The organism is Halobacillus trueperi (assembly GCF_003386945.1).
GTDB classification, from domain to species: Bacteria; Bacillota; Bacilli; order Bacillales; family Halobacillaceae; genus Halobacillus; species Halobacillus aidingensis.
The window spans coordinates 15,183-31,627 of sequence record NZ_QUAE01000019.1 but is presented as its reverse complement, the minus strand read 5'-3'; the positions used below and the strand labels follow the sequence as shown (position 1 = coordinate 31,627).

Genomic DNA, 16,445 nt, shown 5'->3' with positions numbered 1-16,445 from the left:
ATTCGCAGAAAGGTGAGACATCGTGAAGAAATTACTTGTCGTTCTTTTACTCTTAGTCGTAGGTTGCAGTGTAGCAGGGAAAGACGTCAATGCTTTCGAAGGTCATGTGACAGAAGTGAAAGTCGGCGGTCTTGAAGTCGAGTGCTCTTCGGCAGTGAAAAATGGAGAGATGGATGATGGGACAGAAGAAGGATGGCCTTGCCTCGTTCTCGTTCCGCATAATACCCCGGTCCATACACACGATGGAGAGGACATGGATATGGATACATTCAGAGAACAAGCGAGAGAGGAAGAGCTCCTCAAAATTCGAGTGAAGCTCAGTGAAAATACAGATATCAATGAAGATCCAGAAAGCAGGAAAGTGACAGCGAAGGAAATCACAGTCCTTGAATAAAGGTCATACATATAGTTGAGGTGTTGTCATGAAAAGACTTTTGTTTCATCTGGGATTTGCTGTATTTCTCATCGCCGCGATGATGGGAATGTTGAGTATTCGTGGAGGGCTTGTGGATCAGGCGGAGATGGAATTCAAGGTCGTGCCTCTCATCATTTTCGATCTGATCTTCCCGGTGGTGTTTGGGATGTTATTCGCTCTTCCTTTTTTATGGCGCAGATATAGAGCGCATAAATTGAAAGGTTTCATGTGGCCGGAGTTCATCGGTATCGGTGTACCGAGCCTGTTCGTAGCCGTATCACACTGGTTGTATTTCACAAACTTTCCGCTCAATCCGGTAACCAGATTTTTTGCGATGCATGCGATCAACGGCCCCATCCTTTTCGGCTTCATTTTCGGCTTCACCCTGATTCATTGTATTAGAAAAAGGGAAGACACAGAATGAAAGGCATTTTTAAAATGATGCTTCCTGTTATATCCCTCCTTTCAGCCTGTTCCCCTGGTGCAGGTGAAGGGGGACTTTTGAATCTTAGGCAGGTCCTCACCATGAATCCTGACGCTGAATATGTGGAATTGGAGAACGGAGATGTCTACACCCATGGAGCGGAGTGGGTCTATGAGAAGAGCCTGACTAAAGGTGCAAAGGTAGCAGAAGTGGAAAAAGGGATGGCGAGCGATCTACCCGTTGGAACCATCCTATATGAATCCAAAGAAATCCCAGCGATTTTGATTGCAGAATATGACGGCAAAACGAAACGTTATCATTTGGCCATGGGAGAATAAGAGGAGGAGAAACAATTTCTATGAAAGAGAAAGTGGCTTTAGTTACAGGAGGCTCCAAGGGGCTTGGAAAGGGAATCGCCCAAAATCTGGCGGCCTCTGGTGTGACCGTGATCATAAACTATTATCGTGATCAGGAGTCGGCCGATGAGGTCGTTCATCATATCCGTGAAAATGGAGGACAGGCTTTCGCTATTCAGGCCGATGTGACGAAAGAGGAAGAAGTGCACCGTCTCGTGGCAGAAGCCGAACAACAAGCGGGCCGTCCCGTTAATATCGTCGTAAACAACGCCACAGGTCCTCAACCCGAATATTCTCTTGAGGAAGTGACTTGGGACGATTATCTCGATCAACTGTTATTTACGACAAAGGCCCCGCTGTTGCTGACAAAAGCCGTAATGGCCTCGATGAAGGAGGAGAAATGGGGAAGGATCATCAACATCGGAAGTGAAGTCGTCGAGCTCGGCAATGCGCATTTTTCCAATTATGTAACGGCGAAATCTGCGGTCGTCGGCATGACGCGTTCATGGGCCAGTGAACTCGGAGAGCATGGAATCACTGTAAATGCTGTCCATCCTGGTTTTACACCGGTGGAACGGCATGGAGATGTAACAGATGAGACAAAAGCTTCTTATTTAAATGATGTCCCTTTGAAAAGAATGGGCGAGCCCCAGGATATCGCGAATGCAGTACGGTTTCTAAGCAGCGATGATGCTTCATTCATTACAGGTCAGAACATCAGTGTCAATGGAGGGAAAACATTTTAGAGGGGTGTGTGATGGGGATGGAAAAAGAGACGATGTCACTTACAAGCAAGTGGATCAAAAGGAACGCACGACCACTGGAAGCGGCACGCTGGCATGCCTTGATGGAGGGCGGTTTGAAGAGTGAGGTCATCCATTACATACGTGCCTTCCAAAATGATGATGGTGGTTTCGGGCATGGCATTGAACCGGATTTTTGGCTCCCTGAATCTTCTCCGATGGCGACATGGTCCGCCGGACAGTACTTGTTCGAATTGGATGTCGCTTCTAAAGAACGCGTCATCCTTGATATGATTTCATACCTGCTTGAAACGTACGATGAAGAGACAGGGATGTGGCCATCAGTACTTCCTGAACACAACAATCACCCTCACGCCCCGTGGTGGCATTGGAAAGAGGGTGTTCAGCAAAACTGGATGTTCAACCCTGGCGCTGAACTCGCCGGCTTCCTCATCCACTGGTCGTATGAAGACAGTGAAGCCGCGAAAACGGGTTGGGCGAGTGTAGAAAAAGCCGTCGCACATTTGATGGCCATCGATTTGATGGATTTTCATGAAGTCAACTGTTTTCAACGGTTGATGAATGTGCTGTTCCGACATAAGGACAAAGTCGCTTCCCATACCCCTTTTACATTTGAAGAAGTGAATGCCAAAACGGTGCTTCTTGCTGAGAGGTGCATAGAGAAAGATCCGCAGAATTGGGGCAGCAGCTACAAACCGCTGCCACTCGATCTCATCCATTCGCCTAAATATATCCTTGCTGAAAAGCACCCGCGACTGCTAAAGGAAAACTTGGATTTTTATTTGGAAACGATGAATGAGGATGGGGTCTGGGACCTTACGTGGGACTGGGGAGATGGCTCCGAAGCTTTCGCCGTCAGCAAAAGGCAGTGGCAGGGAATTTTGGCTGTGGACCGCTATCAGAAATTGAAAGCATTTGATCGTTTGCCGCAGTGACATCGTTATCCTGATATCCGAGGTGCTGTTCACAATTGATACAAGGAGAAAAGAAATGAGAATCATAGACTTGAAGCACATGTCCACCGAAGACAAGGTGGATTTTTTTCATACCCACTGGGGTGGAACAAAGATGGTCATCTCAAGCGGTGTTTATGAATGCACGGAGCTGGAAGGATTTGCAGCTTTGGAAGATGAAGAGAATACAGGGGTGGTCACCTATGTGAAAAAGGAGAGGGCGTGTGAAATCATCTCCCTCGACAGTTTGATAGAAAACAAAGGCATCGGAACGTCGCTCATCCAGGCTGTAGAAGGTGAAGCAAAGCGGCTGGGATGTCATTCATTGTGTGTCATTACGACGAACGACAATATAAGAGCCCTTGCTTTCTATCAAAAACGCGGATTTCGTATCCGGGAAATCTTTCACGATGCTGTTCAGCGAGCACGAGAAATGAAACCGGAGATCCCGACGATCGGTGATCATGGCATACCGATCGTTGATGAACTTTTATTGAAAAAGGAGATTTGATTGGATTGCGGAAGTGGCATGTCCTAGGCTCGCTTCTCGTTGTAACCGGACCTGTGCTCATTCTCTCTGGCGTTCAGAATACACCTCTCATCCTTTTCCTTATGGTACCAGGGGTTCTGATCGTCATGGTGAATGCTCTCTTAGAGAAGAACGAGACCAGCTTAAGGTGCCGACTGGGTCTCCATACATATGAACGCGCCCGGTGGAATGAGGATGGACCTGGGGAAATCATAGAGTGTCAGCGATGTGAAAAAAGAAAAGAAGTGATGAGAGGCTTTTAAAATGGCTTTGAAAATAGGACTAAAAGAATCCTACCTTAGTTTTTATAATGAGTGGAAAGATAGCGGGGAAACGATGATTCCATGGGTGATAGAAAAAGATCCCGCAAACTTTCAAACTATGGTCCAGGGCTTACTTAATGACGCCAAGGGGATCGATCTGCCTGAAGGGTTTGTACCGGCCTCGACCTACTGGCTCGTAGATGGGGAGCACAAGATCATCGGGGCCGTGAATATCCGCCATGCCCTGACGGAACCGCTGCGAAATGCCGGCGGTCACATCGGCTACGGCATCCGCCCTTCTGAACGGAGGAAAGGCTATGCGACGGAATTGTTACGTTTGTCCTTAGAAAAGTCCAAGGAGCTGGGCATTCCGAGTGCTCTCGTCGTCTGTGATGAAATCAACACTGGATCGATGAAGACCATCCTGAATAATGGTGGCATGGAAGATGAAGATTTTATCGAAGAAGATGGGAATGTCGTCAAAAGGTACTGGATGGAGTTTTGAGATCATCCGGAAGGGGGTGGGGCGATGGAAGTACAACAGAAAGTCGTCGATGGAGCGGAAGGTAGAATCGCTTATACCTATATCCAAAATAGATCCGATCGCGTTTGTTTCATGTTTTCGGGAAGAGGATACAGCTACGATCACCCGATTTTCTATTATACGACGATGAAATTGATGGAGGATACGTGGGATATTGTGCATGTGCATTATGATTATGACTCCTCCTTTTTTGAACAACCATGGGAGGTTATAGCCAAACGGATGGAACGGGATGTCTCTTCGGTCATAAAAGATGTATTCAAGCAGAGGGATTATGGCCATCTGACTTTCCTTGGGAAATCGATCGGGACACTTCCTATAGCAGAAGGGCTGATCCATGAATCCCCTGAAGCAAGGTTTGTCCTTCTGACTCCTTTATTCAAGTATGACTTCTACAAAGAACCTCTCATCCATACAAACGCAGAGGTGTTGATTTTTGTAGGAGATGAGGATCATCACTATATCAAAAGTGTCGTGGAAGTTTTGGAGAGCCGGACGAACATCCGAATGGAAGTCCTGAAAAATGCGAATCACTCTTTGGACGTATCTGGGGGGGATACGGCAAGCTCTATCGAGGTCATGAAAAGAGTCGTCGAATCTATCGGGGCGTTCGTGAAAAAATAGGGGGAATGACTTTTGAAAGGTTTGTTAGTGAAAGAGCCGTGGATCGACCTGATCCTGAGCGGAGAAAAGACATGGGAAATCCGTGGTACGAACACGAAGCACCGAGGAACGATCGGGTTGATCAAAAGTGGGACCGGTCATGTTTTCGGAACGGTGGAAATCGTAGACAGCCAACCATTGACGAAACCAGAGTATGAGAAGAGCACAAGCCTGCACGGCATCCCGGAAGAAAACTGTCAGCAGCTGCCCTACAAACGTACCTATGCATGGTTGCTCCGGAATCCGTTCTTTTATGAAGAACCGATCCCCTATACTCATCCGCTTGGAGCCGTCATCTGGGTCGACTTGGATAAAGCAATGAAGGCGGAAGTTTAAAGATTTACATACTGCGAAAGCCCATCTCTCACAATGAAGGATGGGCTTTCGCTTATCGTGGAATCCATATTTTTGAAAAGTCGAAGTGACCGAACGACTGAAATCTGACGTCCTGGATCATCGGGTGGAACGTGCGTACTTTCACGGGATGGTATTGGAAAATCAACAAATTCTGCTTTCGTATGTACGTTTCAATCTCATCCATGACCTTCTCACGTTCTTCAGCCGTATCCTGTCTTTTGAAAACCTCGAGTTTGTCATGGATCCACTGCAATCCCCAATCCGGGAAGAAGCGCCGGAAAAATAAATTCTTATTATAAAAAGCTCCTAAAAAAGAAAGGTGGGGGTCCAGTGACGACACTTCCCCCATGAAAATCAAATCCACGTCCTTGTCCATCTCATCTGTATAGAAATTGGAAAAGTTGAAGGGGTGACGTTCGAATTGGATGCCATAGTCCGCTCCTGTTTTCTCGAGCCACTCTGCTTCTTTCACGGCATTTGGGAATTCAAGATGAAACAGTTTCAACGGTTCCCCCTCATAGCCGGATTTTCTCAACAGCTCTGGAATCCACGCGTTCTTTTTATCCAAGTGGGCCGATCGTTTTGGTACGAAGCTGCTGGCCTCCACATATTGATTGTCGCCTGGCAAATCATTAGGATCACCGAAGGAATGCCAGCCAAAAGAGTCCGCCATCTCTTGGATATCCAGAATGTGATAGATGGCTTCCCGGAAATGAGGATCCTGTACGATGTTGTCTTTATGAAAATTGAACGTCAGGAAGCGGAAGCCGGTCTCGACTTCATGTTTTTGGGCAGGGTTCACATCTTCGCCGTCTTCCACCGTGAAATTAATGATACTTGCAGCTTCCTGAGAAACTTTGAAAAATTGGACCTCATCGAGTAACGGGCGTTCTTTGAAATACCCATCGAATGCGGCGAGGACGAGTTTGTGCTCCGTAAGCTCCTTCAAGTAAAAAGGCCCTGTCCCGATCCATTCGTGTTCATCGAAGGGCGTTCCTGCAGGCAGGATGCACAAGTTCGATGCCGCCATGTATCTTGGGAAAAAAGGATTCGGTTCGTCCAGATGAATGATGACTTTATAACGGCTTGGACATTCGATGCTCCGAATGCCCTCTGTCAGCCATGATGTAGATGCTTCCGTGTTCATCGCTCTCGATAATGTGGAGTGGACATCCTCACTCGTCAGCTCTTCGTCATTATGAAACCGCACCCCTTTCCGCAAATGGAAGGTCCACGTGCGGGCCGAGTCGTCCACGTCCACATGATGGGCGATATGGGGGAGTACTTCATCTCGTTCAGCATCATATTTGAGCAGAGGATCGCCGAGCTGTTCGATCATATGGGCTTCGAATGTGATGGAAACTTCCAATGGATCAAGTGTCGTCAGCGACCGTGCAATGAAAGCATGGAGCACGTCTTTCGGGCTGCTTTGCTCCCGGTAGCTGAACATTTTGCGGATATCATAAGACGCTTTCGCAATCCAGGACTTCGGAATCGGCAGGCGCAGGAGGTGGGCCGCTTCATCCAGCTCGTCACGCTCCACGCAGGCAGTGACGAAATCTTCCACTTCCTTTTGGAACGGTTTCGGAAAAAGGAGGGTGGACGGTTTCCCGCGCCCTTTGCCGGGAATGTACGTCAGCCTTCCATTCGCTTCTAGTTCTTTCAAAATTCTTTTCGCGTTTTTTTGAGAGCAGTACCAAATGGTCTCAAGCTCCTGTAGCTTGAACGCGATCGTTTGGGCCTCTTCCCGTTCATACAAATGGGCCCTCAGTGAGAAATAGCGTTCGTCGAGCATCGATGCACCTCCTAAAAGGGGACAGATTTTTCTAAATTGTACCCTTTTTACCCCTTTTTGGAAACCCCATAATAGAGGGAGCGAAGGGGGAGGTCCTATGTTCAAAGAATTGCATCCCAACATCCGGATCCGCATTTATACATCATTTCTGAGCCGGGTCGTAGGGGCGGCTGTGTTTCCATTCATGGCCATCTATTTTACAAAAGAAATCAATGCGACGGTCGCAGGCGTTCTGCTGTTGATCCAAGTCGCGGCCCAGTTCCTGACGGGGCTGTATGGCGGGTACTTGGTGGATATCATCGGTAGGAAACGTTTGATGGTGACAGGGGAGATCCTGAAGCTCGTAGCTTTCATCGGCATGTTCCTCGCAAATTCCCCGTGGTTCCAATCCGCGTGGGTGACGTTTTTCATGCTGCTGCTCATCGGAATAGCCGGGGGACTTGTGAACCCAGCTGCCGAGGCGATGCTCATCGATGTCAGTACGAAAGATTCACGGGCATTCATGTATGCGATCAACTACTGGGCGATCAACATGTCGATGATGATCGGACTCATGATCGGCGGCTGGTTTTTCGAAAGGAACCTTTTCGAATTGATCGCCGTCCTCTTAGGCATCAGTTTGTTGACGCTCTGGATGACGAGTACGAAAATCACCGATACATATGTCGTGAACGAAGAGAAGGTGAGGGAAGGGTATGGACTGAAACCGGTATTGAAAAATTACAGCCTGGTCATGAAAGACATCCCATTCCTCGCGTTCACGATCGGTGGGATCTCAATCTTAGGCATCGAATTTCAGCGCAACAATTTCATTTCCGTCCGTCTTGAACAGGACATCGCCTCAAACATGATGGAATTTTTCGGTCTGTTTTCATTTGAATTGGACGGCATCCGGCTGCTGAGTCTGTTGACGGTCGCAAACACATTGTTCATCGTCCTGTTCACTTCTCTATTCTCGAAATGGGTCAAAGGGAAAAAAGAAGAGCCGATCATGTATGCCGGCTTCGCCTTGTTCGGACTGGGTTACGCGTTTCTTGCTTTCAGCAATCACATTCCAGGCCTTTTCATCGCTGTCATCGTCCTTTCCATCGGTGAACTGCTGTATGTACCGACGAGGCAGTCCATCCTTGCTGATATCGTCGATGATACACGGCGGGGAGCCTATATGGCCTTCAACGGTTTGGTCTTTCAGTTCGGAAAAATACTCGGAGCTCTAGGGATCATCATCGGCAATGTCATCGGAGGGTACGGCATGGCTGTGCTTTATGTGGGCCTTGTGTTCGCTGGGATCCATTTTTCCAGAATGGCGATCCGACGCAGGAAATCACCTGAGGAAATCGTCCTTGAGGCGAGTGGTTCATAAGGAGAGAAGGCAGCAGAGGGAGTCCTCTTCTGCCTTTTCTTAATTCATTGAATGGAATGGCTAATATTTTGAAACGGAATCGCTTGCTATTCGTATGAAATGAGTAAGAAGAAAAAAACGGAGGGGTAGTTTATGGGAATCATCAAAAAATATCTAAAGCCATTATTCTTGTTAGGAATCCTTCTATTATCTGTCGGCTGCACCAATTCAGAGGACGCAGGAACCGAGGCAGAAGAAAGCGGAAGCGAGGAAAACATTCGGACGGTTCTGCAGCATACCTTTACTGGGCCCAGCGAGGACCAGGAAAAGATCATCAACGGGTATGATGGAGATACTGAAAAGTTAGCAGAGGCGTTGAGTGATTACAACGTGAAACATTTCAAACCCTATATGAGTGAACGCTTTTTTGAGGACTATGTAGTAAACACTAACCAGGCAATGACTTTCCTCCGCATGGCGTACCCCGATTATAAGTTGGAAGTCGACAACATAGAAATGGAGGAAAAAGAAAACTATTACAACTTCACAGTGGACGTATCCTATACGGATAACAGTAGTGAAGAAAGTAAAACGATGAATGTAAAAGGGAATGCACAAACGAATGAAGACGATCAATTAACGAGTATAAAATTTAGTAACTTCGAAGATATTCGCATAACCCTGGAGGGAGAAGAATAGGGCAATGGCAAACAGCCCCCGGCTGAAAAACCGGGGGCTGTCTCGTGTTAAAGCTCCCCATCATACCAGGAAAAGTATCCGAAGTAGAGAGAGAGCGCAATCGTCGCACCTAGCATTCCGAACATCATCACAGGAAATAGCCAGTCCTTCCTCTGCACTTTCATCGGTCGGTAAAACGTGCGTTCCTTCGCACCCGTGAATCCCTTCGATTCCATTGCGATTGCTGTCCGCTCCGCTTTCCGTATCGCACCGGCAAGGAGGGGAATCGCGAACCGCTGGTACTGAAGGAGTTTTTCCTTCATAGAATCAGGTCGGTTGAGACCGCGTATTCGGTGCGCCGCACGGATTTGTTGGAATTCCGTCTTCAACATAGGTAAAAATTGATACCCAGCCAGCACGCCGTAAGCGATTTTCGGTGGCAGTTTCAACTGTTGGATCAGACTCAAGATGAAATGGACCATATTCGTCGTGAACAAAAACAGCAGTGACAAACTGGCGAACGCAAGGACCCTGAGACCTAGAGCAGCCGCCGTCCGGATGTCTTCCGTTGGGAACTCCATCCCGAGGAATGAGACGGTTCCGGTAGTCCCAGAAGCGGTGTCCGAAAACACGATTGTAGTCCAAAACATTCCGAAAGCGAACAAGGTGAACGGAATGAAATAATACAGGTAGTATCTTTTCTTGAACGTCCCGAACAGGAAGGTGACGATCACGGTCCACACGATGTAGAGCAAAGGCGTAACAGGATCGAAAACGAAGGCGAGGAGGAAGACAGTACCGATGATCGTCAGCGCTTTGACCGTCGGATTTACGTTATGAAGAAACATACGCAGGCTCCTTTCGCTTCAAAACGGATCGCTTCCATTGCTCTCTTGGAGGCAGCTCCAGGTGATGGTCGGCCAAATCTGAACGGGACCAGAGCCTTTCCGGCCGATCATCAAAGGTGAGTTCGCCTTCGTTCATGACAAGCACCCTTGTCGCGTATTTGTCCACGAGCTCCATATCATGCGTAATCATGACGATCGTCGTCCCGTTTTCATTGTTTTCTTTCAAGAGCGACATCAAATCCGAGGTTGACTTTTCATCCTGCCCGAACGTCGGTTCATCAAGGAAAAGCAGCCGCTGGTCCTCGATGATCATTGTCGCGACACTCAAGCGTCGTTTCTGCCCCTGGCTGAGAAGGAAGGGGTGCTGATCCTCCAGCCCGTCCAGCCGGCAGAACTTCAATATTTCTTCGACGATCCTGGTCCATTCCGCTTCCTTCATCCCGGCATGCTGCAGACTGAAGGCGACTTCATCATAGACCGCATCTGCAATGAACTGGTGTTCCGGGTTCTGGAAAACATATCCAACTTCTTGACGAAGGTCATTCTCTTTCCATTTCTTTAACGAGCGGCCGCCCAGAGAAACCGTTCCCATGCTCGGAGACTGGATGCCCGCAAGGATTCTCGATAAGGAAGATTTTCCACTTCCGTTCTCGCCAACGATCGCCACCCATTCTCCCTCATGAAAAGTGACGTTGATGTTTCGCAAGATTGATTTCCAATGCACATTCTCTACTTTCAACAACTCCTCATTCTTATGTTCGGCGGGACGAGGATTCTCCTGTAAAGAGGCGGGCGGCGGCATTTCTTCGATGTGAAGCGGATAAGGAGGCGTCCATCCCCGTTCCAGAGCTGTTCTCGTTGCGTAAGGCAGCTGGATGCCCATCTCGTGAATTTCCCGGGCGTATGTTATTAAACGGTCGTGGAGCGGACCATCGTAGGCGAGCTCTCCATCTCCATTGATGATGAGGACTCGTTCCAACAAGTCCAGCCAGCCTTCCAGCTTATGTTCAATGACAAGTAGAGTGAAAGACAGCTCCTTTTTCAATGTTTTCAAAAGCTGGATGAATTCTTTCCTTGCCACCGGATCCAAATTCGCCGTCGGCTCATCGAGGATCAGTACCTCGGGCTCCATCGCTAGGATGCAGGCAAGGGCGACTTTCTGCTTTTGTCCGCCGGAAAGCTCGGAGATATTCGCCGTTTTGTAATCTTCCATCCCGACCGATCTTAGCGCCGTATCCACTTTTTCCACCATCGACGCATAAGGAGTATTCAAGTTCTCCAGCCCGAAGGCCACTTCATCTTCGACGGTGATCATGCAGAACTGCGTCTCCGGATCCTGAAAAACGACGCCGACATTCTGCGCCATTTCACCGGCAGGGTAGGAGTCGGTCCGCCGTCCCTTCACATGGACTTCTCCATCCATGGAACCGTCCAGTTCCCTGGGATAGAGGCCGTTCAGACAGTGGGTGAGGGAGCTTTTCCCCGACCCGCTCGGACCAAGGATCAGTAGGTTTTCTCCCTCTTCTACGCAAAAGTTCAGACGAGACAGCACTGGCTTCTGCCTTTCCTCATAATGGAGGGTGAGGTCCTCAACACGTATCACTTCCTGATTCATGCCGCTTGCTTCCTTCGGTGTTCTTTTCCGAGAGCGAAGCTTGAAAGGACGCCCGTCTTCGCTAAGGCGTCACTGAGCGCTTTGCCTGCGACACCTGAAATGATGGCACCACTGATGATGCGGGCGATGAACATGGCAAGGACGTATCCTGTGCTCAGTGCTGCGTATCCGGATAGGAAGTAGCCCCAGACGAAGCTGAACACCGCGGCCATAACTCCGGCAAGCATGAGGGTGAACAGATCATAACGCTTGTACCTCGTCAGAGCAAAGGCGGATTCTGCCCCGAGCCCCTGGATCATCCCTGAAACGAGGAGCATCGGACCGACCGCATTGCCGAGCAGCACTTCGACCGCCGCCGCAATCGTTTCTGATAAAAAAGCGGCGCCGGGTTTACGGATGATATAAGCCGCAATGATCGATACGATGAACCAGATGCCGAAGATGAGGTCATAGCCGATCGGTCCGAAAAAGCCGACGAGGATTTTTCCGACCGGAAGGAACGCAAGATACACGACTGCAAAAACGACAGAAAGGACGGACATGACGACGATTTCTTTCAGTTTCCAGCTGTTCATGGGCGATCATCCTTATGGGAAGGGCTGTTGGCGGAGACTGTCACAGTCATCACCGTATGCGAAGATCCGCTCGCTTCCGTTTCCCTGAACACATCCTGTAGTCCTGTGAAAATGTCGCGTGTGTCTCCATCGAGGCGAGTAGAATAGTGGGCGGGCGTGACTTCGACACCTTTTTCCTTCATCGCTTCAATCTGACGGTAGATCGTATCCATATAATCACCGCCACCCATCGGATACAGCGAGAATTTCGCCGCAATCCGCTGTTCGATTTCCTTGAATTGAGGCTTGTTCAACCGTTCCTCTGATTCATCCATATGGACATCACCGGACGAATCTCCAGGGCAGCCGATGGAAAAGGTCCCTTGAAAAGCGACATGGACACCCGTTTTAGCGATATGTAATAAAATCGCCTCCGTGACTTCGAAGACATGCTCCATCCTACCGCGGACCGTCGTCGTGACATCGTCCGTCTTCATCCACACTTTCGAGCTGTCCACCTCATTCAGGCCCGCCTTGATGTAATCCACGAATTTGTCCGACATCGGGTGCACGGAAAAAGAGCACCCCGCGATCCTTGACGTTCCACAATGGTTTTCCATTTCTTATTCCTCCTTTTTTTGAGCACAAAAAAACTGCATCCCACGGGAATGCAGTCTACCAATCATAAAGGAAGAACCAGTTCGGTCCTTGTGAATGACGACCGCACTTCCCCACGCTAGTATTATCTAGTTCGGGTTCCAAGGGTCGGAATTTTTCCTCTCAGCCGCTTATAGCAGCTCCCCCAGTGCAAAACTCGTATGCAGTTCTTGTACGTTGCTTTCATCGTAGCGGAGAGTCATAGATTTGTAAACCATCTTTTTTATAAAAAACAAATGAACCGGATCGCCCTGGGGGATCCGGCTCATTCCTTATGCTTTCGACAAGCGTAACTTCATCACATTCTGATCTATGAAACAATCGATATACGGCACGCGTTCATAAGGGTAATAACTGACGGATGTCGGTTTCACTTCCATCATTTGATACAGGTCCTCTGTTGAAGCTACATCATTCAAAATCAATCGGACGTCTTCACCAGTCAACGAGGAGAACTTAGCCGAAGTGTAACCTTCATTTTTCATAAATTGGAGTAAATCCATTGTAGTCTCCTTATTATCTGACCTTGAACCATAAATTTTCCCTGAATAAAAAAACCGAAACATATGTCATAGAAATACCTTTTACGACTTCCCTCTAACTATTATTCTACTAAAATAAGGGTCAAGAAGGAAGGGAAGAGTTTCGACAAAAAAACAGGCGCAGTGCTGCTTCTTGTCGTTCATCAATAATAAGGGGAGATCATCAAGTAGACGATGACTCCAGTCAGACTTACGTACAGCCAGATCGGCATCGTCCATCTCGCGATTTTGCGGTGCTTGTCCACTTTCATCGCAAGGCCGCGGAACAACGTGAGAAGCGCAAGGGGTACGATGAGTGCCGCCAATACGATATGGGTGATCAAAATGAAATAATAGATCCCAGCAATGATCCCTTCACCGCCGAAGGACGTCGACTCCGCCATCGAATGGTACGTCAGGTACGAGACGAGGAAGAGAGCTGTCGACGTGAATGCAGCGAAAATGAAACGTTTGTGCCATTTGACGTTTTTCCTAATGATCATGAACAACGCAGCAAGCAGGAAAACGAACGTAAACGAATTCAAGACCGCATTCAAGAGGGGAAGGAGTTTAATATTGAATCCGAGATCCCCGTCAACTTTCGGTAAGAACAATAAGGCCACAACGATTAGGTTGATGGCGATCGAAAGTCCCACGACCCATGGGACGTAATTGAATTTTTTCATGGTATCGATCCTTTCATACATCTTTATATAGAATCCTAGTTAAGTATAAAGAATGTGAGGGGAGAATGCTATGACAGAAAACGCACAATTTGTCGTACGAGCCTATTGCGGTGGAAAGATCCGCGAGTTAGGAACCTGCGAAAGAAAATCAAAGAAAAAGAGATGGGGCAAAAGCTCCATCTCTTTTTCTTCGTTCTGGGTGAACGGGCAAACCAATGACGACAAAAACCCATAGGATACTACACAGAAAGGAGGGACTTCTATGTCTGAAAGAAACTTGTTCCTCAGATTCATAGGCACAGGACTTGAACTCATCGTATCCGGATTCCTCGCGATCCTCTACACAGCAACGCAGAACACAGGGCGTGGCTTCGATCCGAACCCCGTCTTTTGGAAAGCCTTCATCATCATCCATGTCGCGCTTCTCATTTTCATCCCGCTGCTGGCAAAAGGTAAAACACTCGGCATGATTTTCACGAATCTCACCATCGAATCCAATTCAGGAAAGCCGCCGAACATCCTGCAGATCTTACTACGTGCCGTCTTAGGATTCGGTCCGGTCATCCTTACCCAGGGAATGTGGTACTGGGTTTCATTCGTCACTGGTTTGATGGATTCGAAAGGGAGAGGGTGGAGTGAACTCATATCCTATACGACGATAAAATGGAAAGAGCCTCCGTTGGAATAAGAGGCTCAGGGCAATTGTGCTTTCCGGTATTGGGTTTATCAAAACGGATGTGTATTTATTAGTACCGTAGTTAAACATATTTTATACTTTTGAAACCATGCCCGGGAGCTTTTTTTCCATCAATGCTTCAAGCCAATGGGTGGTCTCAACGAGTTGATCCAGAGATACGGATGTTTCTACGCCCATTTGATGGAACATATGAACCATATCTTCGGTACACACATTACCTACGGCTTTAGGGGCAAAAGGACACCCTCCGAGTCCTCCGATAGAAGAGTCGAAGGAAGTGACACCTTCTTGGTATGCGGCTAAAACATTCGCAAGTCCTAAACCTCTTGTATTATGGAAATGAAGCCTTAGACTTACTTCATCTTTGAAAGCTTCTTTAAATGAGTGGGCGACATTTTTTACTTGAAGAGGATTCGCTTGCCCGGTGGTGTCTGCTAATACCATTTCAGTACAACCTGCCTGAATGAAGTCTTCGGAAATTTTTAAGACTCTATTTATAGGTACTTCCCCTTCAAAAGGACAGCCAAAGACAGTTCCCAGAACTCCTGTCACTGGTTTTCCTTCTTCTTGTGCCTCCTTTGTAACTTTGACTAAAGCATCCTTGGATTCTTCTACTGTACGTTTAGCATTTTTGAGATTGAAAGTATCACTTGTTGCTAATACGGTATGGATGACGTCGATGTCTGTATTTAGAGCTCTTTCCAGTCCTGATCTGCTTAGTACTAAGCCTGAATAACGAACGTCTGACACTCTTGGTACCTGCTCCATGACTTGCTCTGCATCACGCATTTGAGGGACTACTTTTGGGTTAACAAAAGAAACCGCCTCAATTTGTTTCATTCCGCATTGTATCAATCGTTCTATTAGTTCAACTTTCTTTACTGTAGGTATCCACTGTTTTTCATTCTGCAGACCATCCCTCGGGCCGACTTCACATATCTGAATCATAACTTTTCCTCCTCATTCAGGATTCATTATTTATGTTCTTCAACACATGGTCTCTTCCTTGGTAAATATGTTCCTGCATAGCTGTTTTGGCTCGATCCGGTTCATTTGCCTGAATAGCGCATAAAATGGTTTGGTGCAATTCGAGTGATTTTTTTAACTGGTATTCGTTATACCAATAAAAGGACCGGAAGACTAAAGGGAGTACGGTTACACTGGAGATGTGAAACCTTAAATGTTGATTATGAGAAGCGTTGTACACGGCACTGTGGAAATGGTTGTTTAATTCCATGATGTCATTCAACATATCTGTTCTCCCGTAGGTGGGGTTCTCAAGCAAAGCTTTAAACTGTTCATTGCATTTTTCCATAGCCTCCATATCCTCAGCGCTTCGATTTACAGCAGCTTCTGCAGCTGCGTATCCCTCTAGCAACGCTCTCAAATTGTAAATCTGCCTAATATCCTCCCTATTGAACTCGCTTACGATGACACCTCTTTTTAAAGGAGAGATCAGCCTCTCTGTTTCAAGGCGCTTTATGGCTTCGCGTATCGGTGTGCGGCTAATTTGTAGTTCCTTTGCAAGGTTTTCTTCTGTTAGTCGTGTGCCTGGTGCGTAGTCACCTTCAATAATGGACTTTTTTATTCGATCATAAGCTTCCATAACTATATCCTCTCCTTGTTGCCATTGTATACAAAGGTAAATTTCGCAGCAACTAAATTGCTGTATTTTTCTGAATAAAGTACAAAAAACCAGCAATTATTACATAATATTTGATTTTTCTGAATTTTAAGTTGATTTATTGTATACAAAGTGCTACGATGAATTCGAATTAATGGAA

Annotated in this window: 23 protein-coding genes and 1 riboswitch; of the genes, 14 read left to right on the top strand and 9 right to left on the bottom strand. The window is 47.4% G+C overall.

What is annotated here, in order from left to right; translation table 11 throughout:
- Window positions 1-22 precede the first annotated feature (22 nt).
- From DYE48_RS16795 to DYE48_RS16750, 10 genes are read left to right on the top strand one after another with little or no spacing between them, the layout of a single operon-like run.
- Complete coding sequence (locus DYE48_RS16795; RefSeq protein ID WP_115824648.1) at window positions 23-394, top strand: hypothetical protein; 372 nt, start codon at window positions 23-25, stop codon at window positions 392-394.
- A 28-nt stretch (window positions 395-422) separates the two neighbouring features.
- Complete coding sequence (locus tag DYE48_RS16790; RefSeq protein WP_115824647.1) at window positions 423-839, top strand: hypothetical protein; 417 nt, start codon at window positions 423-425, stop codon at window positions 837-839.
- Window positions 836-1,177 carry a hypothetical protein gene (locus DYE48_RS16785; protein ID WP_244199461.1) on the top strand — a complete coding sequence of 114 codons (342 nt, stop codon included), beginning with the start codon at window positions 836-838 and terminating at the stop codon, window positions 1,175-1,177. The genes DYE48_RS16790 and DYE48_RS16785 overlap by 4 nt, the downstream gene beginning before the upstream one ends.
- Window positions 1,178-1,197: 20 nt before the next feature.
- Window positions 1,198-1,941, top strand: coding sequence for an SDR family NAD(P)-dependent oxidoreductase (locus DYE48_RS16780; RefSeq protein ID WP_115824646.1), 744 nt, complete (start codon window positions 1,198-1,200; stop codon window positions 1,939-1,941).
- Window positions 1,942-1,952: 11 nt separating this feature from the next.
- Entirely contained in the window at window positions 1,953-2,894 is a 942-nt protein-coding gene (locus tag DYE48_RS16775; RefSeq protein WP_115824645.1) for a hypothetical protein, read from the top strand.
- Window positions 2,895-2,949: 55 nt separating this feature from the next.
- Entirely contained in the window at window positions 2,950-3,423 is a 474-nt protein-coding gene (locus DYE48_RS16770) for a GNAT family N-acetyltransferase (RefSeq protein ID WP_115824644.1), read from the top strand.
- A 5-nt stretch (window positions 3,424-3,428) separates the two neighbouring features.
- Window positions 3,429-3,704 carry a hypothetical protein gene (locus tag DYE48_RS16765; protein WP_115824643.1) on the top strand — a complete coding sequence of 92 codons (276 nt, stop codon included), beginning with the start codon at window positions 3,429-3,431 and terminating at the stop codon, window positions 3,702-3,704.
- A gap of 1 nt (window position 3,705) precedes the next feature.
- Entirely contained in the window at window positions 3,706-4,209 is a 504-nt protein-coding gene (locus DYE48_RS16760) for a GNAT family N-acetyltransferase (RefSeq protein ID WP_115824642.1), read from the top strand.
- Window positions 4,210-4,233: 24 nt separating this feature from the next.
- Window positions 4,234-4,872 carry an alpha/beta family hydrolase gene (locus DYE48_RS16755; protein WP_115824641.1) on the top strand — a complete coding sequence of 213 codons (639 nt, stop codon included), beginning with the start codon at window positions 4,234-4,236 and terminating at the stop codon, window positions 4,870-4,872.
- Between the two features lie 12 nt (window positions 4,873-4,884).
- Complete coding sequence (locus tag DYE48_RS16750; RefSeq protein WP_115824640.1) at window positions 4,885-5,247, top strand: ASCH domain-containing protein; 363 nt, start codon at window positions 4,885-4,887, stop codon at window positions 5,245-5,247.
- A gap of 52 nt (window positions 5,248-5,299) precedes the next feature.
- Here DYE48_RS16750 and DYE48_RS16745 read toward each other — a convergent pair whose 3' ends face one another.
- Window positions 5,300-7,063, bottom strand: coding sequence for an ABC transporter substrate-binding protein (locus DYE48_RS16745; protein WP_167449541.1), 1,764 nt, complete (start codon window positions 7,061-7,063; stop codon window positions 5,300-5,302).
- A 97-nt stretch (window positions 7,064-7,160) separates the two neighbouring features.
- On the opposite strand from DYE48_RS16745, the gene DYE48_RS16735 reads away from it, so the two are divergent.
- Window positions 7,161-8,426, top strand: a complete 1,266-nt coding sequence (locus DYE48_RS16735; RefSeq protein WP_115824639.1) for an MDR family MFS transporter — start codon at window positions 7,161-7,163, stop codon at window positions 8,424-8,426.
- Window positions 8,427-8,558: 132 nt separating this feature from the next.
- Complete coding sequence (locus tag DYE48_RS16730) at window positions 8,559-9,104, top strand: hypothetical protein (protein WP_115824638.1); 546 nt, start codon at window positions 8,559-8,561, stop codon at window positions 9,102-9,104.
- Window positions 9,105-9,151: 47 nt separating this feature from the next.
- Here DYE48_RS16730 and DYE48_RS16725 read toward each other — a convergent pair whose 3' ends face one another.
- From DYE48_RS16725 to DYE48_RS16700, 6 genes are all read right to left on the bottom strand, one after another.
- Window positions 9,152-9,931 (bottom strand): energy-coupling factor transporter transmembrane component T family protein, encoded by a 780-nt coding sequence (locus DYE48_RS16725; RefSeq protein WP_115824637.1) that lies wholly within the window; start codon window positions 9,929-9,931, stop codon window positions 9,152-9,154.
- The gene (locus DYE48_RS16720) at window positions 9,918-11,546 is read right to left on the bottom strand and encodes an ABC transporter ATP-binding protein (RefSeq protein WP_115824636.1); all 1,629 of its coding nucleotides are present in this window, start codon (window positions 11,544-11,546) and stop codon (window positions 9,918-9,920) included. Before DYE48_RS16720 ends, DYE48_RS16725 begins: the two co-directional genes overlap by 14 nt.
- The gene (locus tag DYE48_RS16715) at window positions 11,543-12,121 is read right to left on the bottom strand and encodes an ECF transporter S component (protein WP_115824635.1); all 579 of its coding nucleotides are present in this window, start codon (window positions 12,119-12,121) and stop codon (window positions 11,543-11,545) included. Before DYE48_RS16715 ends, DYE48_RS16720 begins: the two co-directional genes overlap by 4 nt.
- Entirely contained in the window at window positions 12,118-12,720 is a 603-nt protein-coding gene (locus DYE48_RS16710; RefSeq protein WP_115824634.1) for a YkoF family thiamine/hydroxymethylpyrimidine-binding protein, read from the bottom strand. Before DYE48_RS16710 ends, DYE48_RS16715 begins: the two co-directional genes overlap by 4 nt.
- A 91-nt stretch (window positions 12,721-12,811) precedes the next feature.
- A riboswitch (TPP riboswitch) is annotated at window positions 12,812-12,914 on the bottom strand.
- Between the two features lie 115 nt (window positions 12,915-13,029).
- Entirely contained in the window at window positions 13,030-13,260 is a 231-nt protein-coding gene (locus DYE48_RS16705) for a hypothetical protein (protein WP_089652185.1), read from the bottom strand.
- Window positions 13,261-13,442: 182 nt separating this feature from the next.
- Window positions 13,443-13,964 (bottom strand): DUF420 domain-containing protein, encoded by a 522-nt coding sequence (locus DYE48_RS16700; RefSeq protein WP_115824693.1) that lies wholly within the window; start codon window positions 13,962-13,964, stop codon window positions 13,443-13,445.
- A gap of 70 nt (window positions 13,965-14,034) precedes the next feature.
- On the opposite strand from DYE48_RS16700, the gene DYE48_RS21255 reads away from it, so the two are divergent.
- Both DYE48_RS21255 and DYE48_RS16695 read left to right on the top strand, forming a co-directional pair.
- Window positions 14,035-14,199, top strand: coding sequence for a hypothetical protein (locus DYE48_RS21255; RefSeq protein ID WP_167449540.1), 165 nt, complete (start codon window positions 14,035-14,037; stop codon window positions 14,197-14,199).
- A 27-nt stretch (window positions 14,200-14,226) separates the two neighbouring features.
- Window positions 14,227-14,652 (top strand): RDD family protein, encoded by a 426-nt coding sequence (locus DYE48_RS16695; RefSeq protein ID WP_115824633.1) that lies wholly within the window; start codon window positions 14,227-14,229, stop codon window positions 14,650-14,652.
- 81 nt (window positions 14,653-14,733) lie between these two features.
- On the opposite strand, the gene DYE48_RS16690 is transcribed toward DYE48_RS16695, so the two are convergent.
- Entirely contained in the window at window positions 14,734-15,609 is an 876-nt protein-coding gene (locus DYE48_RS16690) for a hydroxymethylglutaryl-CoA lyase (protein WP_115824632.1), read from the bottom strand.
- A 16-nt stretch (window positions 15,610-15,625) separates the two neighbouring features.
- Window positions 15,626-16,267, bottom strand: a complete 642-nt coding sequence (locus tag DYE48_RS16685) for a GntR family transcriptional regulator (protein WP_115824631.1) — start codon at window positions 16,265-16,267, stop codon at window positions 15,626-15,628.
- Between the last annotated feature and the right edge of the window lie 178 nt (window positions 16,268-16,445).